The following is a 24,995-nucleotide window of genomic DNA, read 5'->3' as shown; positions in this document are numbered from 1 at the left end:
TGCCAATTAATCATTATTCATTCGTCATTAATCATTAGTCTCTCGTAATTCAAAACTGTAATTCATAATTGATAGAAAATATGAGCTTAGAAGTTAAAGTGCCTACCGTAGGTGAGTCCATCACTGAGGTGACCATAGCCCAGTGGCTAAAGAAAGACGGCGACCGGGTAGAGATGGATGAGGTGATTGCGGAGCTGGAATCTGACAAAGCCACATTCGAACTGCCAGCAGAAGCCGCAGGCATTTTACGCATCGTTGCGCAGGAAGGCGATACCATTGAGGTGGGTGCCACGATCTGCCGCATCGAGCAAAACGGCGAAGCTGGTGGCGCTCCTGCTGCCCCAGCCGCTAAACAGGAAACTGCAGCACCAACTGCAACTGCCGCAGCTCCGTCTGCACAGGAGTCCGCTCCGGCCGCTGCACAGGGTGCTGGTGAAACAAAGGAAATGCGCGTGCCAACAGTAGGCGAGTCTATTACAGAAGTAACGATTGCCAGTTGGTTGAAAAACGACGGCGACCATGTAGAAATGGACGAGGTAATTGCCGAATTGGAGTCGGATAAGGCGACTTTTGAATTGCCAGCCGAGGCCGCAGGTACACTGCAAATCGTAGCTCAGCAAGGTGACACAGTAGAGATCGGTGGATTGCTTTGCCGCATTGTACAGGGTGCAGGTGCCGGCGCTGCGAAACCAGCCGCTCAGCCAAGCGCTCCAGCTGCACAACAGGCATCACAGCCAGCCGCTGCTGCTTCATCTGGTGCCCAGACCTACGCTTCCGGCACACCATCACCGGCTGCCGGTAAGATCCTTTCTGAGAAAGGCATCAACCCAGCTGATGTGCAAGGTACAGGCCGCGACGGTCGCATTACGAAAGAAGATGCGATGGGTGCTCAGTCAAGACCTGCTGCACAGCCTGCCGCCGCTCCGGCTGCCAAGCAGGAGACTGCCGCCGCACCAGTTGCGTCAGGTGATCGCAACCAGCGCCGTGAGAAAATGAGCTCGCTGCGCAAAACAGTTGCCCGTCGTCTGGTGCAGGTGAAAAACGAAACGGCTATGCTGACGACCTTTAACGAGGTAGATATGAAGCCGATCATGGACATCCGCGCCAAGTACAAAGATAAGTTCAAGGAGAAGCACGAGGTAGGTCTTGGTTTTATGTCCTTCTTCACGAAGGCTTGTACCGTAGCCCTGCAGGAGTGGCCAGCTGTGAATGCACAGATCGATGGCAACGATATGATCTTTAATGATTTTGTGGATGTGTCTATCGCTGTTTCTTCACCAAAAGGTCTGGTAGTGCCTGTTATCCGCAACGCGGAAAGTCTGACACTGGATGGCATCGAGAAAGAAGTGATTCGTCTGGCCAAGAAGGCACGCGACGGGAAACTTTCAATTGAGGAGATGACAGGCGGTACCTTCACGATCACCAATGGTGGCGTATTTGGTTCTATGATGTCTACACCGATCATCAATGCGCCACAGTCAGCTATACTAGGTATGCACAACATCGTGCAGCGTCCGGTTGCCGTGAATGGACAAGTAGAGATCCGCCCGATGATGTACCTGGCGCTTTCTTATGACCACCGCATCATCGACGGCCGCGAGTCGGTTAGCTTCCTGGTTCGCGTGAAAGAACTGTTGGAAGATCCGATGCGCTTATTGCTTGGCGTATAATTTATTGAGATAAGAAAGGAGGGGTAAGCGTTAAAGTTTGCTCCTCCTTTATTTTTTTGCTTTTCAGAGTATGGCCCGAGTGTCCTCGCTCCCGTCATGTAAACTAGAGAAACCAAAACAAAACGAGAGGTATACCTCTCCCTAAAATATAGACAGATGAAATACGATGTTACCGTAATTGGTTCTGGTCCTGGCGGGTATGTGGCAGCGATACGCTGCGCGCAGCTGGGCCTGAAAACCGCTATTATAGAAAAGTATAACGTACTGGGTGGCACCTGCCTGAACGTGGGCTGTATACCTTCTAAGGCACTGCTTGATTCATCGGAGCATTACCACAATGCGGCACATACCTTTAAGGAGCACGGCATTGAGCTGAATGACCTGCAGGTGAACATTGAGCAGATGATCAACCGCAAGGCGGGCGTGGTGAAGTCGAATAACGACGGCATTGCCTTCCTGATGAAGAAAAACAAGATCGACACCTACTATGGCCTGGGTTCATTCGTGAACAAGAACACCATCAAAATAGCAGGTATAGACGGTCAGGAGCAGCAGATCGAGACAGACAAAACCATTATCGCAACGGGCTCTAAGCCTACTTCGCTGCCATTTTTGCCAATCGATAAGAAGCGCATCATCACCTCTACGGAAGTTTTGGAATTGAAAGAGGTGCCGAAGAAAATGATCGTGATTGGTGGCGGCGTGATTGGTCTGGAGCTGGGTTCTGTGTATGCTCGCCTGGGTACCAAAGTACAGGTGGTGGAGTACATGGACTCGATTATCCCGACGATGGACCGTGCGCTGGGCAAAGAGCTGCAGCGTGTGTTGAAGAAAACACTGGGTTTTGAGTTCTTCTTCAATCACAAAGTAACCGGCGCCACCAATGAGGGCGAAACCGTAACGGTAACGGCTGAGAATCCGAAAGGCGAAACCGTTACGTTTGACGGCGACTACGTTTTGGTATCAGTGGGCCGTAAGCCGTATACCGAAGGACTGGGGCTGGAGAATGCAGGCGTGCAGATGGGCGAGCGCGGTATGATTGCCGTAAATGATCACCTGGAAACCAACGTGCCCGGCATCTACGCAATCGGCGATGTGGTGCGTGGCGCGATGCTGGCCCACAAAGCTGAAGAAGAAGGCGTGTTCGTGGCAGAGACCATCGTGGGCCAAAAGCCGCACATCAACTACAACCTGATCCCGGGTGTGGTGTATACCTGGCCGGAAGTGGCTGGCGTAGGCTACACCGAAGAGCAGCTGAAAGAGCAGGGCCGTGCCTACAAAACAGGTTCGTTTCCGTTCAAAGCTTCGGGTCGCGCCAAAGCGTCGATGGACACGGACGGTTTTGTAAAGGTGCTGGCTGACAAGGAGACTGACGAGATCCTAGGTATGCACATGATCGGTCCGCGTATTGCTGACCTGATTGCGGAGGCAGTAGTGGCGATGGAATTCCGTGCTTCGGCCGAGGATATTTCCCGTATGAGCCATGCGCACCCGACGTATACAGAGGCCATCAAAGAGGCTTGCCTGGCCGCGACGGAAAACCGCGCCCTGCATATCTAATCAAGTTCATACAATCCTAACATAAACAGCATCGCCCGAAAAAGGTGATGCTGTTTTGTTTTATAACTATATAGCGATGATAACTCTTTTAGGAGGTTTTACGTTGTATTAAAACATGAAACTCTAAACCTAGATAGCTATGAACGAGCCGCAGCAATCCTTCGACAAAGTATTAAAAATTATGATGGGGCTCGGCATCCTGCTACCATTTCTGGTCGCGAGCTTCACCTGCCAGATCATCAACTCCAGCCTGCTGGAGAAGGGTTTGCTATTCGGCACTGTCTTCATTTTCGCTTTCTTTATTTATTGGATCGTAGTGCGCACCATTGTGCAATACCTGGAAGAATAAAAAATGTAGCCAGGCAACCTTACGCGTACTTGCTTCATCTAGAAGGTATAAGCTGATATTCCACTCAAAACTTATATCTTAAAACCATGAAGAAATCATTGCTATTCCTAATGTTGTTGGCTGTGCCTTTCCTTACCTGGGCGCAAACACAAGTAAATGCCTCTGAAATTATGGCCAAAATAAACCGTGGCGAGGCGGTGTCTTACAAAAATGCTGTGATCGTGGGCGTGCTGGATCTGACGCGCCTGGACAACATGCGCCTCGAGAAAAGGGCTGACAATAAGAATAGTACGAATGAGTATATCAGCACCGTAAAAGTACCCCTGACTTTTGTGAACTGCACCTTCAAAGATGATGTGCTGGCTTACTACAATCCGGATAACGAGGACATAAAGATTCTTAACAGGAAAAACGAAGTGTATAACACCAATTTTGACAAAGCAGTCCGCTTCGAGAACTGTGTGTTCGAAGGATACAGCGCTTTCAAGTACTCGAAGTTTAAGGACAACGTATCGTTTGCAGGCAGCAATTTCCGGCACGAGGCAAACTTCAAGTATAGTAAGTTTTCGAAATCAGCCGATTACAGTAATACGAAGTTTGATGAAGTGGCCAACTTCAAGTATGTGGCTTTTCCTGAGGAGACAAGTTTCGGGAATGCTTCTTTCAAAAGAGAGGCGAACTTCAAATATGCCAAGTTCAGCGGAGACGCTGACTTCAAAGCGGCAGACTTTAGGGGTTTGGCCAACTTCAAGTATACCAAAGTAGCTAACAACATGCACCTACAAAGAGCCATGTTCAGAGGTGATGAGGACTTTAAGTATACCAAGGTTAATAACCGTATGGTCTTTAGCCGGACTGGAAACTAACTAGTTTGCTTGTCGTCCAACAAGTAGACCAATCTTGCAAACGTACCGCTCGTTAAGGAGGCAGGTATAGGAGCTAGCTCAAGCCACTGGGTACGCACCTGGTTAACCAGCGCCAAACTCAGTGGTTGTTCATACCTTCGAATCTCTATTTGCACTGCCACAGCTGTTTTGAGGGTGTTTGCCTTCACCCTGATCGTATACAGGCTATACCTGGCCGGGTGCAGATGCACGTGCCTTCCTTCGACTACGCCCCAACGCAGCACCCACTTGCTTTCGTCAGACAAGTTGATCAACTGATAGGCCGCTTCGCTGCCAGACAGGTATAGCCGGTACGCCTCCGGCGTAAGTGTGTGGTGCTTTTGCAGGTATAGGATGGTTTCTTCAGCAATTTGTTTGGCTGATAACTTGCCCAGGTATAGGTCGAGCTGCGAGCTGCCTACTGTCTTGAGCTGTGCCCTCAGAAAAGAATCCTCTGCCTCTACAATTCTTTTGAATGAACTGCTGGATAAACCCCAGGTGATGCTTCAAAGGATGAAAGAGGATAGGCTGGGGCAGGTCCGGTTGTAGCATAGCTTTTCTACGCAGTGGAGGTATAGCAAGTAAATTATTTTCCAGCGCAGGCAACCTATCCTCTCCCTATTTCATCTTTATCATGTACCAAGCAAAATAGTGAGGTATTGTGTTTCGTTTTAACTTAAATAAGGGCTTTTGAGCTAAAACTGTTTCGGGAGGATGATAAACGACTGATAGACAAACTATACCTGTCAGTCGGTACAAATCTCCTGTAGGTATAGTATTTCAGAAACTTAGCCCTATATAGAGCACCTTATAAGGCAAATACCAGTAATTTATTTGCCATCATTTTGGACTACCGCCTATGATACAGTTGGAAAATATACATAAATACTACGCGGTAGGGCACAACAAACTGCACGTGCTCAAAGGCATTGATATGCACATAGAAGAAGGCGAACTGGTGTCCATCATGGGGTCTTCCGGCTCCGGCAAGTCTACGCTGCTCAACATCCTCGGCATCCTAGACGACTACGACAGCGGTAGCTATACCCTGGCAGGCACACCTATCCGGAACCTGTCGGCTGCGAAGGCGGCTTACTACCGCAATAAGTTTCTGGGCTTTGTGTTCCAGTCCTTCAACCTGCTCTCTTTTAAAAACGCTATGGAGAACGTGGCCCTGCCGCTCTACTACCAGAACGTGGGGCGCAAGCAGCGCAACAAACTGGCCTTGGAGTACCTTGATATGGTGGGCCTGAAAGACTGGGCGGAGCACTCCCCCAACGAAATGTCAGGCGGTCAGAAACAGCGGGTGGCCATCGCCAGAGCGCTTATCTCCCAGCCCAAACTCATCCTGGCCGACGAACCGACCGGTGCCCTCGACACGCAGACCTCTTACGATGTGATGGATATCTTTAAAGACGTGAACAGCAAAGGGATGACAGTGGTAATCGTGACGCACGAAAACGACATCGCCGCCCAGACACACCGCGTCATACGGCTCAAAGACGGTCTGATCGTGAGTGGAGAACATCAGGCTGAGGAAGCGATACTGGCAGCAGAGGCGGTCGCGGCCAAAAGCTAAGGTATACGCACAACAATCAACAACCAGCAATCAGATGTTTGACCTAGACAAATGGCAGGAGATACTCGGGACGATGCAGAAGAACAAGCTGCGTACGTTCCTGACCGCCTTTGGCGTGTTTTGGGGCATCTTTATGCTGGTGTTGTTACTGGGTGCCGGCAAAGGGCTGGAGAACGGGGTGTACAACCGCTTCGGTGCCGGTGCCAAGAACAGCATATACGTCTGGACCGGCAAGACAGCGCTGGCCCACCAAGGTATGTCGCCGGGGCGTGAGATAAAACTGACCAATCAGGATATAGCGTCGGTGCACCGCGATGTGGATAACGTGCAGTTACTCTCGCCGCGCAACCGGGTGATGGGCGAGTATACCATCAATTACAAAACTCAGAACGGCTCTTACCAGGTGTTTGGTGCCGAGCCGGGCTTCCTGAAAATAAATGGGGAAATTCCGTTCAGAGGTCGCTTGCTCAACGACATCGACGAGCGTGAGAAGCGCAAAGTCGTTGTAATCGGTGATCAGGCAAGCAAAGTGTTGTTCGGGGAGGCTGATCCGGTGGGAGAGTACGTCAACATCAAAGGGATACACTTTAAGGTAGTAGGCACCTTTAAGATGCGCGGCAACAACAGCAGTCGTCGCGAAGAGCGGGCGTACATTCCATTCTCGACCTTGCAGGCTGCTTTTAACCAGCCCAACCAGGTACAGATGATGGCGCTGGTGGCCGAGCCCGGCGTGAGTGCCAAAGACATGGAGGCCCGGCTGCGCAACCTGCTGGCCGAGCGGCATAAGTTCTCTAGCGAAGACAAGATGGCCATTGGGGTGGAAAACACAGAGGCGGAATTTCTGAAAGTGATGGGTCTCTTCAATGGCATTAAGATATTTGTGTGGATAGTAGGTATAGGCACCCTGATTGCCGGCATTGTGGGCGTGAGCAACATCATGCTGATCATCGTGAAAGAGCGTACCCGCGAGATCGGCGTGCGCAAGGCTTTGGGGGCAACGCCATTCTCTATCGTGAGCCTGATCCTGCAGGAGTCTGTCGTGATTACGGCCTTCTCCGGCTACCTGGGCTTGTTGGCAGGCACAGGTGTGCTCGCAGGTATGGAATACCTGATGGAATCGTCGGGGGCGGAAGCGCCTTTCTTTGCTAGTCCCGAAGTGGACCCCGGCGTAGCGCTGGCAGCTACCCTGATCCTGGTGATTTCCGGTGCCCTGGCCGGCCTGATGCCCGCCCTGAAAGCGGCACGGATTAAGCCGATTGAGGCGCTCAGGGCGGGGTAGATTTGTGAATGAGTGATGGAGTGGATGGATTTGTGAGTTAGCGATTTAGTGAATGAGTGATTTTCATTTTTGATTTACTAAGTGATTAAATGGAGATAAGACTATAGAACCGGTTAGTTATTCACTTGATGAATCGTGAGCATAATAATCAATCATAATTATTGTTTGCCAAAGCTTTTCTGAATCAATGACCCAATAATCAACAAAACAACTACTTACTGAATACTCACTAATTCAATCAATAAGAAATAAATAATCATTCATTCACTAAGTCACTCATTCACTCAATAAAAAAACATGATCGACATTGATAAATGGACCGAGATTTATAACACCGTAAAGAAGCACAAGCTGCGTACGGCGCTGACTGCTTTTGGGGTGTTCTGGGGCATTTTCATGTTGGTGTTGTTACTGGGCGCTGGTAAAGGGCTGGAGAAAGGCATCACCTCTGAATTTAATGTGGCTAAGAATGCCGTGTTTGTGTGGACGCAGCGCACGAGTGTACCCTACTTGGGCCTGAAAGCGGGGCGCTTCATCCAGATGACCAACGACGACATAGACGCTATCCGTGCCTTTGTGCCGGAGGTGGGGGTGATTGCACCGAGTAACCAACTACAAGGCAGCTTCTCGGTGGTTTACGGCACCAAGAGCTCAGCTTTTACCGTGAATGGCGAAACGCCGGAGGTACTGCAGGTGAAGCCGACCAATGTCGTGAGTGGCCGCTTTATCAACCAGAAAGACATAGTGGAGCGCCGCAAAGTGGCGGTGGTGGGGCCGCGCACCTTGGAGCTGCTGTTTGGCGAAGGAATAGACCCAATCGGTAAGTATATCAGCATCAAAGGTATTTACTTTCAAGTAGTGGGCACGTTTAAGCCGCTTGGCAAGGACGAAGATGTAGTGCAGGATGCCCAAACCATTTATATACCGAACACCACCTTGCAACAGGCCTTTAACCAGCCCAACCAGGTGAACTTCTTCGCCATGACGCCTAAGCCAGGTATACCTGCCGCGGTGGTGGAGGAGAAAGTGAAAGCACTGTTAATGAAACGGCACAAAGTGGCCCCAACCGATTTGAAGGCTTTCGGATCGGCCAACGTCGAGAAAGAGTTTCAGGATGTGCAGGGGCTGTTTGCAGGTATAGCGGGCTTTAGCTGGCTGGTGAGCATCGGAACCATCGTAGCCGGCATCATCGGGGTAGGCAACATCATGCTGATCGTGGTGAAGGAGCGGACAAAAGAGATAGGTATACGCAAGGCGCTCGGCGCAACGCCCCTCTCCATCGTGAGCCTGATCATACAGGAATCCATCGTGATCACAGGCTTTGCCGGCTACATCGGTTTGCTGGCGGGTACCGGGCTAATCGCGGCCATCGAAGGCTTTATGGTGGACAACAACGTGCAGGCGGGTTTCTTTGGTCCGCCGGAAGTGAACCCGGCTGTGGCCGTGACCGCAACAGTGCTGCTGGTAGTGGCCGGTGCTTTGGCCGGGCTTATACCTGCCACCAAGGCCGCCCGCGTGAATCCGGTAGTCGCCCTGCAGGAAGAATAATTGGAGCATCGAATCAACAAGATTATAATTGAACAACCACTATGAAAAAGGTTTTTATTGGACTGTTTGTGATCGTCATGCTGGCCTTGTCTGTTTGGCTGGTCCGCTACTTCTACAACAAAGCCAACACCGATCCGATCGTGTACAAAACAGAAGAGCCCTTTGAGACGGACATCGTGAAGAAGACAGTAGCCACAGGCTCTATCGTGCCCCGCAAAGAGGTAGAAGTGAAGTCGCAGGTATCGGGCATTGTGGAGGAACTCTACGTGGAGGCCGGTCAGATTGTGAAGCAGGGGCAGCTGCTGGCCAAGATCAAGATCGTGCCGAACATCGTGAACGTGAACAATGCCCAGAACACGCTGGAGACGGCCCGCATTAACTTCGACGAAGCCAAACGCGAACTGGCCCGCTATCAGCAGCTCTACGACCAGAAAGTGATCGCCGAGCAGGAGTTCAGAAGGTATAAGGCCGACTACGGACTGAAGCGCGAGGCGCTGCAATCGGCAGAGAGCAACCTGCAACTGGTACGCGAGGGAGCTTCGAAGCGTAGCGGTCAGGCTTCGAACCTGGTATACTCTACCATCGACGGCATGCTGCTGGATGTGCCGGTGAAAGTGGGGACTTCCATTATCGAGCGCAACAACTTCAACGAGGGCACCTCTATTGCCACCGTGGCCGACATGCGCAGCCTCATTTTCGAGGGTAAGATCGACGAGTCGGAAGTGGGCAAGCTGAAAGAAAACATGGACCTGTTGCTGACCATCGGCGCTATCGAGGGCCGCGTGTTCAATGCCAAGCTCGAGTACATCGCTCCGAAAGGCGTGCTGGAAGAGGGCTCTATCAAATTCCCAATCCGCGCCAAGGTGCTGCTCGACGAGAAGGACTTTATCCGGGCAGGGTATAGCGCCAACGCCGACATCGTGCTCGACAAGCGCGAGAACGTAATGGCGGTGAAGGAAAGTTTACTCAAATTTGAGAAAGATAAGTCGTTTGTGGAAGTGGAGACTGCCCCGCAGGTGTTCGAGAAGCGCGAAGTGAAAACGGGCCTATCGGACGGCATCAATATTGAGGTGGTATCCGGCCTGAAGACTTCTGAGAAAGTGAAGGTGCCGGATGCGAACGCAACGCAGAGTATTTAATTGTTTGTTTAAGGTGAGAGAAAAAAGCGGGCCGTAGCCCGCTTTTTTTGTGCTCAATTAAATATCCACTGCAAAATAAAGTGCGAAGGCAGGTAAATACAGATCGGGAAAAACAGTAGAGCTAGCGCAAAGTACAGTCCTTTAGGTATAGCCGTTTGTGGTTTGCCGCCAAAGCCGTATACCCAGTTCACGTTTTCTTTGGGGTCGGTGAGGAAGTAACTAAGAGGAAGCACGACCCAGGCCAGTGCCGTTTGGTACCAGAAAGCCCGGGTATCATAGCCCCACTCGATCAGCAACCAGATCACAATGGCAGGCAGGAAAACATGAAACAGCGACAGCCCCCGCAAAAACAGGCTCTTGTCCGGATGAAACATGTAATCGCTCAGGCCCAGCAGTTCCTTGCCGGTGAGCAGACGGCCAAAGTAGTCCACATTCCATACTAGTTCCAGCCCCAGAACTCCCACGGCCATCATGCTCAGCAAAAGATGATTTTCCGTCCAGAGCACAATACCCACCGAGAACAGCGCCACATCCGAAAACCACAGGAAATTGCCCGTCCCGTAGTGCTTCCAATACACCGGCACCAACACCAGCAGAAACAAGGTATAGGCGATCGGCAACCAGAGTGGAATGGTGTCAGACATAGAAACAGTAGCGTTTAATCGATCATCTTATACCTGACTTCCCTGCGAAAGGATAAAAAGAGCTTGGTGAAGCGCCAGTTTATACCTGAGGGTTAACAATTGACTGTCAGACAAGTAAAATAGTATAAGAAATTGATCTATAATAGTTTAAAATGTTGGCTTATGAAACGTGAGGATATTAGTGTCAGGAGGGCAGTGTTTTATTTAATGGTATTGCTGAGTGGTTTTGCCTACGCCTGCGACGACGATGATGAAGATGACATACTTGAGAGTGAAATTGAATTCACCAATGTAGTGCTGTCCGGTGAGAACGAGGTGCCGGCCGTTACCACAAGCGGGTCGGGCTCCCTCACCGCGACTTACGACCGGAGCACCCGGGTATTGACGTATAATTTCAGCTGGACCTTGGGCAACGCAGCCGACAACACTGTAGGGATACACTTTCATGGTCCGGCCCTTGTCACCGAGAGTGCCCCTGTCGTGATACCGATCGAAAATCATCCCACCAGCCATACCGGTTCGGTGACAGGCACGACACGGGAGCTAACCCAGACCGAAGAAGAGCAGTTGCTTGACGGCAGGTGGTATCTGAACATACACAGCACCACTTACCCGAACGGGGAGTTACGCGGGCAATTATTGCGTGGTGAGAACTAAGATAGTAATGGCGTGGCGAAGTCCTTTTGTGATAGCCTGTTTGACAATAAGGTAGGTATAGGTGTACCTTTGCAGGAAATTAAAATACTTTATGCAATTGGCTACTACCGAAGCTACCGTACAAATACTTGATTTCGAACCCCAGCACGCCGGCGCATTCAAAGCCCTGAACGAGGAGTGGATCACGCGCTTTTTTGTGATGGAAGGGGCTGACCACAAATCGCTGGGCAATCCGCAAAGCTACATCATTGACAAGGGCGGTCATATTCTGATGGCCAGTTACCAGGGCGAGATCGTAGGCACTTGTGCGTTGATCAACGATGGTGATGGCGTGTATGAACTGGCTAAAATGGCGGTGACTCCCAAGGCACAGGGCCTGAAGATCGGGAAGCTTTTAGGCGAGGCAGCCATCCGGAAAGCCCGTGAAGTTGGAGCCCGCATGGTATACCTGGTATCGAACCGCGGGCTTGAACCTGCTCTAAACTTGTACCGTCGCCTGGGCTTTGTGGAAGTGCCGATGCCGCCCAGCATTTACAAGCGTGCCGATATCAAAATGGAATTGTCTTTATAAGGAAGGTATAGGTATAGAGGTATAGCCTTTAGATCAGGCTGGATTGGCGGTTTACATCCTGTCGGGCAACACCCACTGTCATCCAGCAGCCTTTGTACATGCCTTTTCGCTGCTTGGCCAGTATAAATAAATAGGGCAGTTGCTCGCCACTCGCTCCTTTAATGACCACGAGTTGGTAAGCCGTATCGTCTGTTATCACCATCTTCCCGGTTTTGTATGAAACAAAGTTGAGCATGGGGCTGTAGGCAGGGTCTCGCACCATCATCCGGAAGTGGTTGAGCGGGCCTAAACTGACGCGGCTGGTTGGCGATGAGAAATTGAAAACCGTAATGATGCCGCTATCCGTCATGTCGTTTCGTTGAAGGGCATGGAGCTGAATTTTGATGACTTCGCGGGGAGAAAGTGTCTTGGAAGGCTTCAGAAAGCGGGCTTTTGAGTTCATAACCGTTCTGGCTTCGTCCGAGGTGTAGCGTATATTATCTTCCGCACTCATCTCGGGCATAGCCGGAAACTGCACCCACAGCAACGCCAGCAATACGACCCCTACACCGAGCAGGAGTTTGTCGTATATGTTTTCAAACCCTCTCATGTTCAATATGTACTTTATATAGGGCTAATAAGTTGTTAATAAAGCATTCTGCTATGTGAATCGCCCTTTTTTGCGGGTAAAAGCTAATGCGCGTGCATCAAATTGAGAGAATTGCGTATAAAAGTTGGATTTTTACTTTATGCTCCATTTTCTGACATACCTCTTCCAAACGATACGCAGCTGGTTGGCCAGGCAACCGCTGGTGCAGCGCTTCTACCGGCGATTCCCTAGGCTTTCCAGTTTTCTGCTGCGCCGCTTCGATACCACGACTTTTATTGGGTTACCGCTGTCCATACTACTGCTGGTTATAGGGGTGAACGCTGCGCTGCTCTCCCAGCTTGCCGAAGATGTCATTGAATCTGAAGGAGTGGTACATATTGACAAAGCCTTCACAGCCTTCCTCTATAGCATGCGCAGCGAGTGGCTGAGCCAGACCTTCTATGCCCTCACCCAGCTGGGTACCAAGGAGGCCGTGTTTGCCGTTGGTGGTCTGGCCTCTATCGTATTTTTATACAATCGGCGCTACACAGCGGTGCTGGCTTTTTGGCTGACCATGGCAGGTACGGGACTTTCGGTGCAGTATGGCAAGAAGTTTATCAGCCGCGACCGGCCCACTGAAGTAGCTTTCTACCCGGAGCATAATTTTTCTTTCCCGAGTGGACACGCTACTACCAGCATGGCGCTTTGGGGGATACTGGCCTATTTCGGATACCGCCACCTGTACCGGAAGCGCTTGCGCAACCTGGTGCTGGCCGCAACCGGTGTGCTGATCCTGCTGATAGGTTTCAGCAGAATTTACTTGGGGGTGCACTTTCTCTCGGATGTACTGGCGGGCTTTCTGCTGGGCGCCATGTGGGTGCTGCTGGGCATCAGCATTGTGGAGGTGATGAGCTACCTCAGAGCCCGGAAAAAGCTACAGGCTTCTCCCTAGTATATAGCCCTTATGCTATCTCTTTGGCGGCTTCTGCGTACAACAACTGACGCATACCTACAATCATGAATTATCGCACCCTTTCAAAGTCAGGCTTCCTGGCTTTGTTCCTATACCTGTTTCTGACGGCGACCACCGCGCGCGCCTATGGCGTGCTCACGCACCAGGCCATTATCGATGCCGCCTGGAAGGACTCCATGGAGCCCCTACTGCGCAAGCGTTTTCCAAAGGCTACGGACGAGGACCTGCAAAAGGCCCATGCACATGCCTATGGAGGATCTATTGTGCAGGACATGGGCTACTTTCCGTTTGGCAACACCTTCTTCACCGACCTGACGCATTATTTGCGCAGCGGTGATTTTGTAGAGAATCTCATCGAATCCTCTACCACGATAGAAGAGTATGGCTTTGCGCTCGGTGCCCTGTCGCACTACAATGCCGATATACACGGGCACCCGCTTGGCACCAACAAGGCGGTGGCACTGGTATACCCGAAGGTGGGAGCGGAGTATGGAAAAGAAGTAACTTATGCTGAGGATGCCGCATCGCACATTAAAACAGAGTTCGGGTTCGATGTGCTGCAGGTGGCGCGAGGCAATTACGCGCCCGAGGAATACCATGCCTTTATCGGATTTAAGGTGTCGAAAGAATTGCTGGAACGTGCCTTTCTGGAAACGTACGGGCTAGAGCTGAACGACGTGTTTCTAAACCTGCCGCTGGCGATCGGGACCTACCGCTATACCATACGCGGCTTTCTGCCAGACCTGACCAAAGCCGCTTGGCAGGCCAAAAAAAGTGACATACAAGAGGCCAGTCCAGGTATAACCCGACGCAAGTTCCAATATCACATGAAGCGCGCCGAGTTTAACCAGACCTGGGGCACAGATTACGACAGACCCAACCTATTCGCCCGTTTCGCAGCCTGGATCATCAAAGTGCTCCCCAAATTAGGGCCGTTCCAGACGCTTGCCTTCAAACCGCCGACCCCTGAGGCCGAAAAGCTATTCTATCACAGCTTTAACACTACCGTCGAGCATTACGCAAAACTCCTGAAGCATCTCCGGCAACAGGACCAGCTAAAGTTGGCCAATAGGCAGCTCGACACAGGAGAGCCCACAAAACCCGGCGACTACAAACTTACCGATGAAACGTACGCTGAGCTGCTGCACAAACTTGCCAAATCTGATTTCAAGCACACAAGCCCGGCACTGCGGCAGGATATCCTGCAATTCTATCAACCCCGGGTAGCGCTGCAGGGTGTGGAGCAGGAAGACCGTCCCGAATTAAAAGAAGACCTGAAGAAACTGCAGGTATATCAGCTGTAGAAGAAGGTCAAGCATTTAAGCCCACAGGTACAGGTATAGTCAGGTATGACACAAATAAACGCACGCGTAAATACTGTTCTGTCAGATCACTAACCTGCTGACGCGCATATGATTATAGCGGGTCGAACTTGTGCGCACGGGGGAATATGAGGAGCGACTGAAACCCTAAGCCTTAAAACCCGATACATATAAGTCTGACACCCTGCATAAAAGACCAATTGTGGACGCATGACAGGGTGTGCATGTGTTTAATTAAAACAAACATAACTATGGAAAACAAAACGAATAAGAATTCGCAATCGAATCAGAATCCATCAGCTCAGAGCAGCTCACAATCAAATACATCCAATATGGGCTCTAGCCAGCCCTCTTCAGTTTCAGGCTATAACAGCGGCAGCCAGTCATCTTCCAGAAATGCATCCGGAAGCAGCCAGCAGTCTTCTGCTTCAGGCAAGTCGAACTGGATGGACACGTTCAAGAAAGAGAACCTGAACAACCTGACAGGTAAGTTGCAGGAGCTTGGCAACAGCACCATGAACAAAGTGAATGGTCTGAGCACTACCCAAAAGGTAGTAGGTGGTTCCTTGCTGGCGCTGGGCGCAGGCTGGGTAGCCATGAACTCGATGAACAAAAACAAATCAACCTACATGGGCTCCAAAAAAGCGAGCTCGCAGGACAAGCTGAACAGAAACCTGAATAAGAACCTGGGTAGCAACAGATAGTTGCCCCAACGATAAAGCTACATGGCAAAAAGCCGGGTGATTAACCCGGCTTTTTGTTTCGTGAGGCTACAGCAGACAGACAATTCCTGCGTATAGCAACACAACCGACCTCACTAACTCTATGAAGAAGCAAGTACTATGGAAATAAGCAAAGCACTGATAAGCGGACTGGCAGGGGCCGTCGCTTTAACGATCACACACGAAACGCTGCGCAGACTTGTGCCTGAGGCACCACGGATGGATGTGCTGGGGATGCGGGCTATCTCAAAAATTATGAAGAAGGCGGGTGCACAGCCTCCTGCCGACGATACCCTGCGCACCTGGGCCATGGTGGGCGATGTGGTTTCAAACTCACTCTACTACAGTCTGGCCGGAGCCGGCAAAGATACTTGGCTGCGTGGCAGTCTGTTGGGAGCCGGGGCAGGGGCAGGCGCTGTGTTGTTGCCCGGTCCGATGGGCCTGGGCACAGACCCAAGCAACCGTACTAACAGTACCCGCGCTATGACAGTCGGGCTATACCTGCTGGGTGGCCTGGTAGCCGCTGCTGTAGGCAGCGCTCTGGCCTGCGACGACAAAGACTGCTGATACTCGAAGTAAGTAATTAGACTGTGCTCTGTATGTGCGATCGGTCTACTGTGATAGATTGGCGCAGATGCAGAGCACTTCTTTTTGTGGGGTAACAGGTTGGTAATCAGGTTGGGTATACTCTTTCATGTATATCACCTGCAGTTCTTCTATGGGGTTTTGGGGATGCGCCTCGTTCCAGCGGCGCACTAGGTAGTTGCAGTAGTAGGGTCTCAGAAAGGCATAATTTACAAACAGGTAGTTCTCGGAGTACTTCCGCCAGCGGTCATTCTTAAACATGCTCATAACGGAGGCCGGCTTGGCATAATCTGCTTCCTTCCCCTCCCGGTTCAGGTCAATCAGTTGGCCGTTGGCTGCATGGCCTTCCAACACATACCAACCATCATCCTTAAAAACGGCCGGGGCAAACATACCCCAGCGCTGGTCTACGCGTAGCAGGTTGCCAAACCAGGCGGTGGAATTCGTCATGGCGGGCACCCGCGTAGTCGCCCCTGCCAGGTTCCACCAGATGCAGTAAATCAGTACAAAAGTCACAAATCCCTCCCGGACGTAATGCAGCTGATTCTTAGAAAGCAATGACTTCTGCATGCTGATCTCGAACCGCAGTTGCGCCGGACTTTTGAAGCCTTTGAAGATGCGCTGAAACTGACCTGAAAGAGGCCTTCTAAAGGATGTGAAGAACTTTCGCTCTACCCAGTTCATGGCCTGTTGCGGGAGCAAGCCAGAGATGGAGGCGATATTGATGAGATAAAACAAACCGACAAACAAGGTCAGGCTGATGCTGATGTGAAACACAAACAGCACACCGATAACAACGAGCCGCCAAATATGATTGTAGAATGGGATCAGTAGCAGAAAAGGAAGCAGCAGCTCGGTATACCAGGCACTGAGCGTGAGGAATTTCAGCAGCTCCGGGTAAGGATATATCAGCTTGCCAACAGGCATCAGGATTTGATCAAGGCTAAGGGCGTAGTACAGTGCGGTGCCGTCGGTGTGCCACTCCGGAGAGTTTTTGAGCAGCGCCGTGCAAAAATACACTAGGAAGATCTGCATGATGTAGGCTACTGTAGCCGCGCTGAAATAGGTTGTCTGCTGTAGTGGAGGAGCCTCAGATTTGGTGGCATCATAGCTGTAGAATTTGCCCCATGGCAGAAACATCCCCCAGAAGAGCAGCATGCGCAGCAGATCGTCGCCTCCCTGTGCTATAAAAGTGTTCCGGTTTTGGAGCGAGACGAGCAAGACCCAACTGATAATGGTGGCCGTGCGGGTTTTATAGCCCAGCAGCAGGCATACTGCAAATATGGCCGCTACCAGAAAGAGCAGGGCCTGTACCTGCCAGAGTCCGCTCAGGGTATGGAAGGAAAAATGGTAAGGGTTCCAGCCAAACTGGTGCAGGACGTGCAACGGCAGTACACCCATGTTGGAATAGTGCGCCTCCAGGTCGGTTGCCCGTATGGCCAGGTCCGTCAGGATGATGCCGGCTACCCAGATCCGCATGATGGCCAGTGCACGAAGGTCAACTGTAAAAACCTTGCGGAGGTATCCTTGCAGTTGATTCATGATGCTTCAGGTATAAGGTTGAATAAAACAAAAAGGCAAAGACCGGGAGGTGCTTGCCTTTTTGCTTATGTGATCAGAAGTAGAACGCCTGCTATCTTGGAGCTGTACCCATTGTGGTAGTTCCGGTAGTAGAGCCTGTCGTACCGCCGGTAGTGGTTGTGCCCGTTGTCGTACCAGTTGTTGTGCCCGTAGTAGTACCAGTCGTTGTTCCTGTTGTAGTTCCAGTGGTTGTACCTGTAGTAGTTCCAGTCGTGGTTCCTGTTGTTGTACCCGTTGTCGTACCGGTAGTTGTACCAGTAGTTGTTCCTGTGGTCGTACCAGTAGTTGTTCCGGTAGTCGTACCAGTGGTAGTACCTGTCGTCGTGCCTGTGGTAGTACCGGTTGTAGTGCCTGTAGTTGTGCCAGTGGTTGTAGTACCAGTGGTTGTAGTACCAGTAGTTGTGGTACCGGTGGTTGTGCCCATATCGGTATCTGTTGCATCAGTACCAGTGGTAGTGGTGTCTGCACAACCGGTCATTGCCACAGTTGCCGCTACAAATGATAGCGCGAGCATGTTTACAAATGTCTTTTTCATAGTTCTTGTTGTTTGTAATACTGTAAAATTAGATTTCAGTATCCTGTTTACGGAACTAGTGCTATTTAGATAGCTTTTTTTGTGGAAATAGAGCGGATAAGACCTGTTTTGATACCAGATGAAGGATTTCCAGAGCAGATAGGAAGGTACAGAGGAAAAGGAGCGGATAGGGTTTTAGCCAAAGTGCTGGCTGTCAGTCCGTTGGTGGAGGTACTCTTTTCTGGCGACCTCCAGTTCCTTTATCAACTCCTGGCGCTGCCGTTTCAGGCTTTCTGCCACCGGGCTGTTGCTCAGAAAAAGACGCAGCAGCAACCAGCGCTCCCGCACACGCATTAAGGTGTTCCAGTAGCGCAGCGCGAAAAAGCCTGACAGGGGCAGGCTGATCAGGTATAGCAACAGGTAGAGGGTGCTGGGCCAGAAATGCCATAGGATGTTCGCCTGCACCGCATAAAGTATCGGAAATGAAAAAATGCCCACCGACAGCATGATCGGTGCCCGGAACTCCTGCTCCTCGGTAAGCGCATTGGCTACTTTGGAAGGTATGATATAGGCCAGGTAATTGTTAATAAGCCCGTACAGGTATAGCGGCATGGTGAGGGTCAGCAACAGGGTGCGGGCGAGTGTCTGACGAAGCAGCACGTTGTTTTCTTCCACGGTGGGGAGGCGCTGCAGGTCCAGTTCCTGAAGCTGCCGGGTGTACGACCGCATCTTATCCCGAAACTGCTCAACCCGCGTCGGCTGCGTTTCCAGAAAATGTGCCAGCCCTTTCATAATAGCTCTTGTTAACAGAAAGTCACGCACGTGGCGAGGGGCCCTCTATGGGCGTTTGCGCCGCCAGTTTTTCTTTGTATACCTGTTCTATCTGTCGCACAAGCGTGTCCTCATCATCGGTGGGTGTTACCACGATCAGCTTCTCGAGCTGTTGCCGGATATGATCCGTCAGTTCGTTTACGGTGCCTATCTCGTCCTGCTGGTACTGGCTTAAGTAAGGGGCGACGGCAATAGGCTTTCCCACATTTACAAACACATCGCTGCGGAAACGGGTAGGGTCGGAGTAGTTGAGGCCCACCGGGAGTATCTGCAGTTCAGCTACCTCAGGCAATTGCGCCACAGCGCTCAGCGCCATCCGGGCAGTACCTGTCTTAAGTTTGCGCAGGCGCCTTTCATTAAAGCTAGTGCCCTCCGGAAAGATAAGGAGCGTTTTGCTCGCCTTCAAGGCCTGGTAGCTGGCCTTGAAGGCGGCTTCGTTATCCACCGGCTGGCCCGGCCTGTCCTGGCTGCGGTGAATCGGAATCAGGTTCATGCGGTAGAGGAGCCAGTTATGCAGCGGCGAACTGAATACGGTGCTCTTCGCGATGAAGTATACCTGCTGGGGAAGCAGCGAGGCGATCACGATCGGGTCCATGAACGTGTTGGGGTGGTTGGCCACAACCAGCAGCGGACCACGCGCCGGCATCAATTGTTGGTTGCGCACCACGAACCTCCGGAAGAACACCCATAGGCCTGTACGTAAGATCAGCTTTAAAACAAGGTATAGCATGCGCGCTTTTCAGGTATGTGCAGAAGCCCTCCACAGGAGTATAGGTCTGCGTTTAGCCTGACAATATAAGTAATATCTTTCAGAGGCGGAGGATTGAGAAATCAGAAGAAAATGGCCTGCCACCAGGTATGGCTACCTGTTATGAATGTTGGAGAAAAAGCCGGGAACCGCTGCCTATTCCTCAGAAGTGAGCCAGTCGTAAGCGGAGGTGAGGTCGTCAAACTCCCGGGTTTCGAAAGGGAGTGGGGAGGCGTTTTTGACAAACACCTGCTGGAGCTGTCGGTGGGCAGCAGGATCGAAGGGGTTGAGGGAGGCGGAGCGCCTGAGGGGGAGTAGGCTGAAAGCCTGAGCATACACGTCACGGGTCCAGGCCAGGTCTTCGGGGTCAAGGGGGGTGAGCAGGCGGCTGTCCGTAATGGCGTAGGGCGCTCCCAATTCACGGGCAAGCCTGATCAGTTTGATGAGTGCCTGCCTGTACTGTAAGCTACTGCATTTGCCATACCATTGACTCAGTAGTACATGGCTGGCTACATGATACTCTAAGAGCAGATAATCTGTCTGGAAGTAAACCATAATATATGGCGTTAAACCGGTGAATCCCAGCCTAATAATAATGAATTATTATAGTCAAGTCAACCTTTCCCAGAATAAAAAGTCCTTATCTCAATATCGTAATAATTCTATATTATGCCGCTGCTTTCGTGATTCTGCAGCCATTGTTTGTAAAATAAGCCTGTTTAGACTTTTGAGTCTGCCAAACGGGCTGCACTAGCACACAAAAGCTGCAGATAGTAGCACAAGGTGCCGTTATCTGCAGCTTTTGCGATCAAAAAAAAATTATTTCGTCCTTAAGTTATTGGCGTTGCTGCCGTCCAGTTTGCGGGTGTCTTCCTCGTTTTTAGCTGCGACATTGCCTCCTTCTTCTGTGCCTTCCGGCTCCGAGTCTAAAATGTCGTGCTCTTCTTTTTTGACGCCCTCCAGCGGCTCGGGATTTTCGTCGGGCAGGCGCTCGCTTTCATCGGAGTTGGTAATGATATCGTCTTCGCGTGGTGTTTCCATGGTTATCTTATTTAGGTTATACCTTGTGTACGTAGAGCGGGCGCAAGGTTTTTGTAAAGGCTGTATTAGAGCAAGCTGTTCCTGCGATTCACTTTAAATCATTAGAGGAACAAGCTATCATGGGAGCGACAGGTATACAGTTCAGGTATAGGCCGCAAAAACTTGGTGTGTCACTAGAAGCCTCAACTTTAAGGCAATGTAAATAAGCAAGATCAGCAAATATAAATCTCATTGGTGTAAAAAATAATTTGCTTAATGTAAAATCTGTTTTACTTTTAGTAAACAGATTCGTACATATAATCAAAAAGCCTATGAAAGAAGTAATGCCCCCGATAAAGTTGCTGCCATACAGGTATAAGCGGTATGGCCTTTGGGTACTCATTACAGGTATACCTATCGTGACACTTTTGACCTTCGCCTTAATAAGTTTAGGACTTATACCAAGAAACGATGCTTTTTTTGATGAATGGTCTAAACCGATCATCTACTACCCCATCATTATCGGATTGGCGCTACTCAATTTCTCAAAAGAGAAAGAAGAAGACGAAATGGTGCAGCATGTGCGTTACCAATCGTTTATGACCGGCGTATTATACCTGATTGCTGGGTTGCTCCTGCTCCCTCTGTTCACTAACATAGTCAGGCTACTGGAGGGAAGAGCCATTGGTATGCCCGATGTAGGGGGTATGTGGGGCGCTCTGGCGCTGCTGCTCTTTTATACTTATGCTTCCTTTAGGGTAAGACTCCATCAGATCCAAAAATCGCTCGAGGCCGATGAGGAATAACATCAAAGTAGAGCGGGCCAAAAAAGACATGACCCAAGAGCAACTGGCCGAAGCCCTGGGCGTGAGCCGCCAGACGATCAACGCCATCGAGAAAAATAAATACCTGCCCTCCACGCTGTTAGCCCTTAAAATGTCGGATTTGTTTGGTATCACGGTAAACGAGTTATTCATACTGGAAGAGGGCGATTGAGCCTTCCGGCTGACTCGTCTTTCTAAATAATGCAAAAGCACTATGTGAAAATAATGACCCGGGTACACATTTTCTGTTTGTGAGCCCCAACATTTTGCGGTAACTTTGGGCAATTTATACCTACCCATACAAATGCCTAAAGACACCAGTATTAAATCCGTTCTGATTATTGGTTCTGGCCCCATCGTTATCGGCCAGGCCTGCGAGTTTGACTATTCCGGTTCGCAAGCGGCACGTTCCCTTCGTGAAGAAGGTATCGAAGTGACGCTCATCAATTCAAACCCCGCCACTATCATGACCGATAGTGTAACAGCGGATAATGTGTACCTCAAGCCACTTGAGAAGAAGTACATCATTGAGATTCTGGAGAAGCATAAGATCGACGCCGTGCTGCCTACCATGGGCGGACAAACAGCCCTGAACCTAGCCATCGAGTGCGATAAGGCCGGTATCTGGCAAAAATATGGCGTTCGCATCATCGGGGTGGACATCAAAGCCATCGAGACCACTGAAGACCGCGAGCAGTTCCGTTTAAAGATGCTCGAGCTCGGGGTAAATGTTTGCAAGGGAGAAACAGCTACCTCGTTCCTGGAAGGAAAAGAGATAGCGCAGGAAATCGGTTTCCCACTCGTTATTCGCCCTTCGTTTACCCTTGGAGGTACGGGGGGCGGTTTTGTTAATACCCCTGAGGAGTTCGACGCAGCCCTGACCCGCGGCCTGCACGCTTCACCTACGCACGAAGTGCTGGTGGAGCAAAGCATCATGGGCTGGAAAGAGTACGAGCTGGAGCTGCTCCGCGACAACATCGGCAACGTCATCATCATCTGTTCTATCGAGAACTTCGACCCGATGGGCGTGCACACCGGCGACTCCATTACAGTCGCTCCAGCCATGACCCTGCCGGATACCATTTACCAGCAAATGCGCGACCTAGCCATCAAAATGATGAACGGCATCGGGCAGTTTGCAGGTGGCTGTAACGTGCAGTTCTCGGTGAACCCGGAAGACGATACCATCATCGCTATAGAGATCAACCCACGCGTTTCCCGCTCTTCGGCACTGGCCTCTAAAGCCACTGGTTACCCAATCGCTAAGATTGCCGCCAAGCTTGCCATCGGTTACAACTTGGACGAGCTGAAGAACGCCATCACCAAAACCACTTCAGCTTATTTCGAGCCAGCGCTGGACTACGTGATTGTAAAAATACCACGCTGGAACTTCGATAAATTTAAAGGCGCTAACCGCACGCTGGGTCTTCAGATGAAGTCTGTGGGCGAGGTAATGGGCATCGGCCGTACCTTCCAGGAGGCGCTGCAGAAAGCCTGCCAGAGCCTCGAGATCAAGCGTAACGGCCTGGGTGCCGACGGCAAGGAAATGACGGACTACAACGAGCTGGTCTACAACCTGAAGAACCCAAGCTGGAACCGTTTGTTCTGCATCAAAGATGCCATGCGCATCGGTATACCTACCAGCACCATCCAGAACCTGACCAAGATTGACCCTTGGTTCTTGTCGCAGATCGAGGAAATCGACATGCTGGAGAAGGAGATGGAGAAATATACCTTGGCAACCCTGCCAGGCGAACTGCTGCGTGAAGCGAAAGTGAAAGGTTACGCTGACCGCCAGATCGCGCACATTCTGCGCTGCCTCGAGAGCGAAGTGCATGCCGTGCGTATGGAGCTAGGTATACAGCGTGTCTACAAAATGGTGGATACCTGCGCCGCTGAGTTCGAGGCCAAGACGCCGTACTTCTACAGCACCTTCGACGGTGAGAATGAAAGCGTAGTGAGCGACAAGAAGAAGATCGTGGTGCTGGGCTCCGGCCCGAACCGCATCGGACAAGGTATAGAGTTCGACTACAGCTGCGTGCACGGGGTGCTGGCAGCCAAAGAGTGCGGCTACGAAACCATCATGATCAACTGTAACCCGGAAACGGTTTCGACAGACTTCGACATTGCTGACAAGCTGTACTTCGAGCCTGTATTCTGGGAACACATCTACGACATTATTCTGCACGAAAAGCCGGAAGGTGTAATCGTACAGCTGGGCGGACAGACAGCTCTGAAACTGGCTGAGAAACTGGACCGCTACGGCATCAAGGTAATTGGTACGAGCTACAAAGCCCTGGATTTGGCTGAAGACCGCGGTTCGTTCTCGTCAATGCTGCGCGACCTTGGGATACCATACCCTCCGTTCGGCGTGATCGAGACAGCTGAAGAGGCGCTGGAGCAGTGCAAAACGTTGAAATTCCCACTGCTGGTGCGTCCAAGCTACGTACTCGGTGGCCAGAGCATGAAGATCGTGATTAACGAGAAAGAGCTCGAAGCCCACGTGATCGACCTGCTGAAAGACCATCCGGGCAACCAAGTACTGCTCGATCACTTCCTCGACCACGCCATTGAGGCAGAGGCCGACGCGATAAGCGACGGCGAGGACGTACACATCTGCGGTATCATGGAGCACATCGAGCCGGCCGGCATCCACTCCGGTGACTCTTACGCCGTACTGCCTCCTTTTGACCTGAGCGAAAACGTGATCAGAAAGATCGAAGACTATACCAAGCGCATCGCTTTGGCACTGGACACGGTGGGTATCATCAACATTCAGTTTGCCGTGAAAAACGAGGAGGTATACGTGATAGAGGCCAACCCACGCGCTTCGCGCACGATCCCTTTCATTGCGAAGGCTTACCGCGAACCGTACATCAACTACGCGACCAAGATCATGCTGGGCGAGAAGAAGGTGAAGGACTTCAACTTCAATCCGCACAAAGAGGGCTACGCTATTAAAGTGCCGGTATTCTCTCACAGCAAGTTCCCGGAAGTGAACAAGGAGCTCGGCCCTGAAATGAAGTCCACAGGCGAGGCGATCTACTTTATCGACAACCTGCAGGATGACTACTTTGTGAAGGTATACTCCGAGCGGAATCTATACCTGAGTGTGTAGTAAGTTGTAATGCAATATGCAAAAGCCCTCTTCTGAAAAGGAGAGGGCTTTTTGTTTGGTTTGTAGGTATGGCATATTCAGAGAGGCGCTAAAATACTTGCCCTCGCTCGCGTCCCGCGAGTGTGAGGTATTGGGCGGACTCTGGCCGCTTTTCTTCCGTAGGCGAAACTAAATACCTCACTCTTGCCAAAGGCGAGGCGTAAATTAGTCAGATTCTGCTAATGCTCACATTTCGTTAATTTCTAATGGGCTGTTTGGGCTAGCGCTAGAGTACAAATAATGTTCTTCCTCAGATACCAACCCAGCTCT

At 50.9% G+C, this 24,995-nt stretch carries 26 protein-coding genes; 17 read left to right on the top strand and 9 right to left on the bottom strand.

Annotated elements, in window-relative coordinates; all coding sequences use genetic code 11:
- The first annotated feature begins 80 nt into the window (after positions 1–80).
- The 4 genes from odhB (at position 81) to AC4QZR_RS18725 (ending at position 4,445) form a co-directional block, all read left to right on the top strand.
- Positions 81–1,670: a 2-oxoglutarate dehydrogenase complex dihydrolipoyllysine-residue succinyltransferase gene (gene odhB, locus AC4QZR_RS18740; RefSeq protein WP_494482283.1), complete on the top strand. Its 1,590-nt coding sequence runs from the start codon at positions 81–83 to the stop codon at positions 1,668–1,670.
- 156 nt (positions 1,671–1,826) lie between these two features.
- Positions 1,827–3,230: a dihydrolipoyl dehydrogenase gene (gene lpdA / locus AC4QZR_RS18735; RefSeq protein WP_494482282.1), complete on the top strand. Its 1,404-nt coding sequence runs from the start codon at positions 1,827–1,829 to the stop codon at positions 3,228–3,230.
- A gap of 139 nt (positions 3,231–3,369) precedes the next feature.
- Positions 3,370–3,579: a hypothetical protein gene (locus AC4QZR_RS18730; protein ID WP_494482281.1), complete on the top strand. Its 210-nt coding sequence runs from the start codon at positions 3,370–3,372 to the stop codon at positions 3,577–3,579.
- Positions 3,580–3,665: 86 nt separating this feature from the next.
- The gene (locus tag AC4QZR_RS18725; protein ID WP_494482280.1) at positions 3,666–4,445 is read left to right on the top strand and encodes a pentapeptide repeat-containing protein; all 780 of its coding nucleotides are present in this window, start codon (positions 3,666–3,668) and stop codon (positions 4,443–4,445) included.
- Here the strand turns inward: AC4QZR_RS18725 and AC4QZR_RS18720 are convergent.
- On the bottom strand, positions 4,442–4,729 hold the full coding sequence (locus AC4QZR_RS18720; RefSeq protein ID WP_494482279.1) for a hypothetical protein: 288 nt from the start codon (positions 4,727–4,729) through the stop codon (positions 4,442–4,444). The genes AC4QZR_RS18725 and AC4QZR_RS18720 overlap by 4 nt on opposite strands.
- Before the next feature lie 593 nt (positions 4,730–5,322).
- Between AC4QZR_RS18720 and AC4QZR_RS18715 the strand changes: the two genes are divergently transcribed.
- From AC4QZR_RS18715 to AC4QZR_RS18700, 4 genes are all read left to right on the top strand, one after another.
- Positions 5,323–6,042, top strand: a complete 720-nt coding sequence (locus AC4QZR_RS18715; protein ID WP_494482278.1) for an ABC transporter ATP-binding protein — start codon at positions 5,323–5,325, stop codon at positions 6,040–6,042.
- A 34-nt stretch (positions 6,043–6,076) separates the two neighbouring features.
- Positions 6,077–7,321, top strand: coding sequence for an ABC transporter permease (locus AC4QZR_RS18710; protein WP_494482277.1), 1,245 nt, complete (start codon positions 6,077–6,079; stop codon positions 7,319–7,321).
- A gap of 297 nt (positions 7,322–7,618) precedes the next feature.
- The gene (locus AC4QZR_RS18705; RefSeq protein WP_494482276.1) at positions 7,619–8,869 is read left to right on the top strand and encodes an ABC transporter permease; all 1,251 of its coding nucleotides are present in this window, start codon (positions 7,619–7,621) and stop codon (positions 8,867–8,869) included.
- Positions 8,870–8,910: 41 nt separating this feature from the next.
- Positions 8,911–10,008, top strand: a complete 1,098-nt coding sequence (locus AC4QZR_RS18700; RefSeq protein ID WP_494482275.1) for an efflux RND transporter periplasmic adaptor subunit — start codon at positions 8,911–8,913, stop codon at positions 10,006–10,008.
- A 53-nt stretch (positions 10,009–10,061) separates the two neighbouring features.
- Here AC4QZR_RS18700 and AC4QZR_RS18695 read toward each other — a convergent pair whose 3' ends face one another.
- Positions 10,062–10,652, bottom strand: a complete 591-nt coding sequence (locus AC4QZR_RS18695; RefSeq protein ID WP_494482274.1) for a membrane-associated protein — start codon at positions 10,650–10,652, stop codon at positions 10,062–10,064.
- A gap of 162 nt (positions 10,653–10,814) precedes the next feature.
- Here AC4QZR_RS18695 and AC4QZR_RS18690 point away from each other — a divergent pair, with 162 nt between their 5' ends.
- The gene (locus AC4QZR_RS18690) at positions 10,815–11,309 is read left to right on the top strand and encodes a CHRD domain-containing protein (protein ID WP_494482273.1); all 495 of its coding nucleotides are present in this window, start codon (positions 10,815–10,817) and stop codon (positions 11,307–11,309) included.
- Positions 11,310–11,400: 91 nt separating this feature from the next.
- Positions 11,401–11,880, top strand: coding sequence for a GNAT family N-acetyltransferase (locus AC4QZR_RS18685; RefSeq protein ID WP_494482272.1), 480 nt, complete (start codon positions 11,401–11,403; stop codon positions 11,878–11,880).
- Between the two features lie 28 nt (positions 11,881–11,908).
- Here AC4QZR_RS18685 and AC4QZR_RS18680 read toward each other — a convergent pair whose 3' ends face one another.
- Positions 11,909–12,469 (bottom strand): DUF4864 domain-containing protein, encoded by a 561-nt coding sequence (locus AC4QZR_RS18680; protein WP_494482271.1) that lies wholly within the window; start codon positions 12,467–12,469, stop codon positions 11,909–11,911.
- A 139-nt stretch (positions 12,470–12,608) separates the two neighbouring features.
- Between AC4QZR_RS18680 and AC4QZR_RS18675 the strand changes: the two genes are divergently transcribed.
- From AC4QZR_RS18675 to AC4QZR_RS18660, 4 genes are all read left to right on the top strand, one after another.
- On the top strand, positions 12,609–13,400 hold the full coding sequence (locus tag AC4QZR_RS18675) for a phosphatase PAP2 family protein (RefSeq protein WP_494482270.1): 792 nt from the start codon (positions 12,609–12,611) through the stop codon (positions 13,398–13,400).
- Between the two features lie 65 nt (positions 13,401–13,465).
- Positions 13,466–14,725 (top strand): zinc dependent phospholipase C family protein, encoded by a 1,260-nt coding sequence (locus tag AC4QZR_RS18670; protein ID WP_494482269.1) that lies wholly within the window; start codon positions 13,466–13,468, stop codon positions 14,723–14,725.
- Positions 14,726–14,994: 269 nt separating this feature from the next.
- Positions 14,995–15,447, top strand: coding sequence for a hypothetical protein (locus AC4QZR_RS18665; RefSeq protein WP_494482268.1), 453 nt, complete (start codon positions 14,995–14,997; stop codon positions 15,445–15,447).
- A 138-nt stretch (positions 15,448–15,585) separates the two neighbouring features.
- A complete protein-coding gene (locus tag AC4QZR_RS18660) occupies positions 15,586–16,032 on the top strand; it encodes a hypothetical protein (RefSeq protein WP_494482267.1) in 447 nt (148 codons plus the stop codon).
- Positions 16,033–16,077: 45 nt separating this feature from the next.
- Here AC4QZR_RS18660 and AC4QZR_RS18655 read toward each other — a convergent pair whose 3' ends face one another.
- From AC4QZR_RS18655 to AC4QZR_RS18630, 6 genes are all read right to left on the bottom strand, one after another.
- Positions 16,078–17,592 (bottom strand): HTTM domain-containing protein, encoded by a 1,515-nt coding sequence (locus tag AC4QZR_RS18655; RefSeq protein WP_494482266.1) that lies wholly within the window; start codon positions 17,590–17,592, stop codon positions 16,078–16,080.
- Positions 17,593–17,683: 91 nt separating this feature from the next.
- Positions 17,684–18,166: a hypothetical protein gene (locus tag AC4QZR_RS18650; RefSeq protein WP_494482265.1), complete on the bottom strand. Its 483-nt coding sequence runs from the start codon at positions 18,164–18,166 to the stop codon at positions 17,684–17,686.
- Between the two features lie 174 nt (positions 18,167–18,340).
- Complete coding sequence (locus tag AC4QZR_RS18645) at positions 18,341–18,937, bottom strand: hypothetical protein (protein WP_494482264.1); 597 nt, start codon at positions 18,935–18,937, stop codon at positions 18,341–18,343.
- Between the two features lie 22 nt (positions 18,938–18,959).
- Positions 18,960–19,706 (bottom strand): lysophospholipid acyltransferase family protein, encoded by a 747-nt coding sequence (locus AC4QZR_RS18640; RefSeq protein ID WP_494482263.1) that lies wholly within the window; start codon positions 19,704–19,706, stop codon positions 18,960–18,962.
- 174 nt (positions 19,707–19,880) lie between these two features.
- A complete protein-coding gene (locus tag AC4QZR_RS18635) occupies positions 19,881–20,279 on the bottom strand; it encodes a hypothetical protein (RefSeq protein ID WP_494482262.1) in 399 nt (132 codons plus the stop codon).
- Positions 20,280–20,543: 264 nt separating this feature from the next.
- Positions 20,544–20,765: a hypothetical protein gene (locus tag AC4QZR_RS18630; RefSeq protein WP_253406479.1), complete on the bottom strand. Its 222-nt coding sequence runs from the start codon at positions 20,763–20,765 to the stop codon at positions 20,544–20,546.
- Positions 20,766–21,076: 311 nt separating this feature from the next.
- Between AC4QZR_RS18630 and AC4QZR_RS18625 the strand changes: the two genes are divergently transcribed.
- The 3 genes from AC4QZR_RS18625 (at position 21,077) to carB (ending at position 24,686) form a co-directional block, all read left to right on the top strand.
- Positions 21,077–21,550, top strand: a complete 474-nt coding sequence (locus AC4QZR_RS18625) for a hypothetical protein (protein WP_494482261.1) — start codon at positions 21,077–21,079, stop codon at positions 21,548–21,550.
- Entirely contained in the window at positions 21,540–21,740 is a 201-nt protein-coding gene (locus tag AC4QZR_RS18620) for a helix-turn-helix transcriptional regulator (protein ID WP_253406477.1), read from the top strand. The genes AC4QZR_RS18625 and AC4QZR_RS18620 overlap by 11 nt, the downstream gene beginning before the upstream one ends.
- A 132-nt stretch (positions 21,741–21,872) precedes the next feature.
- Positions 21,873–24,686, top strand: coding sequence for a carbamoyl-phosphate synthase large subunit (gene carB, locus AC4QZR_RS18615; RefSeq protein ID WP_253406476.1), 2,814 nt, complete (start codon positions 21,873–21,875; stop codon positions 24,684–24,686).
- The last annotated feature ends 309 nt before the right edge of the window (positions 24,687–24,995 follow it).

The sequence above is a fragment of the Pontibacter sp. YIM B11418 genome, from assembly GCF_059278805.1.
This window is presented reverse-complemented; position numbering and strand designations above follow the sequence as displayed.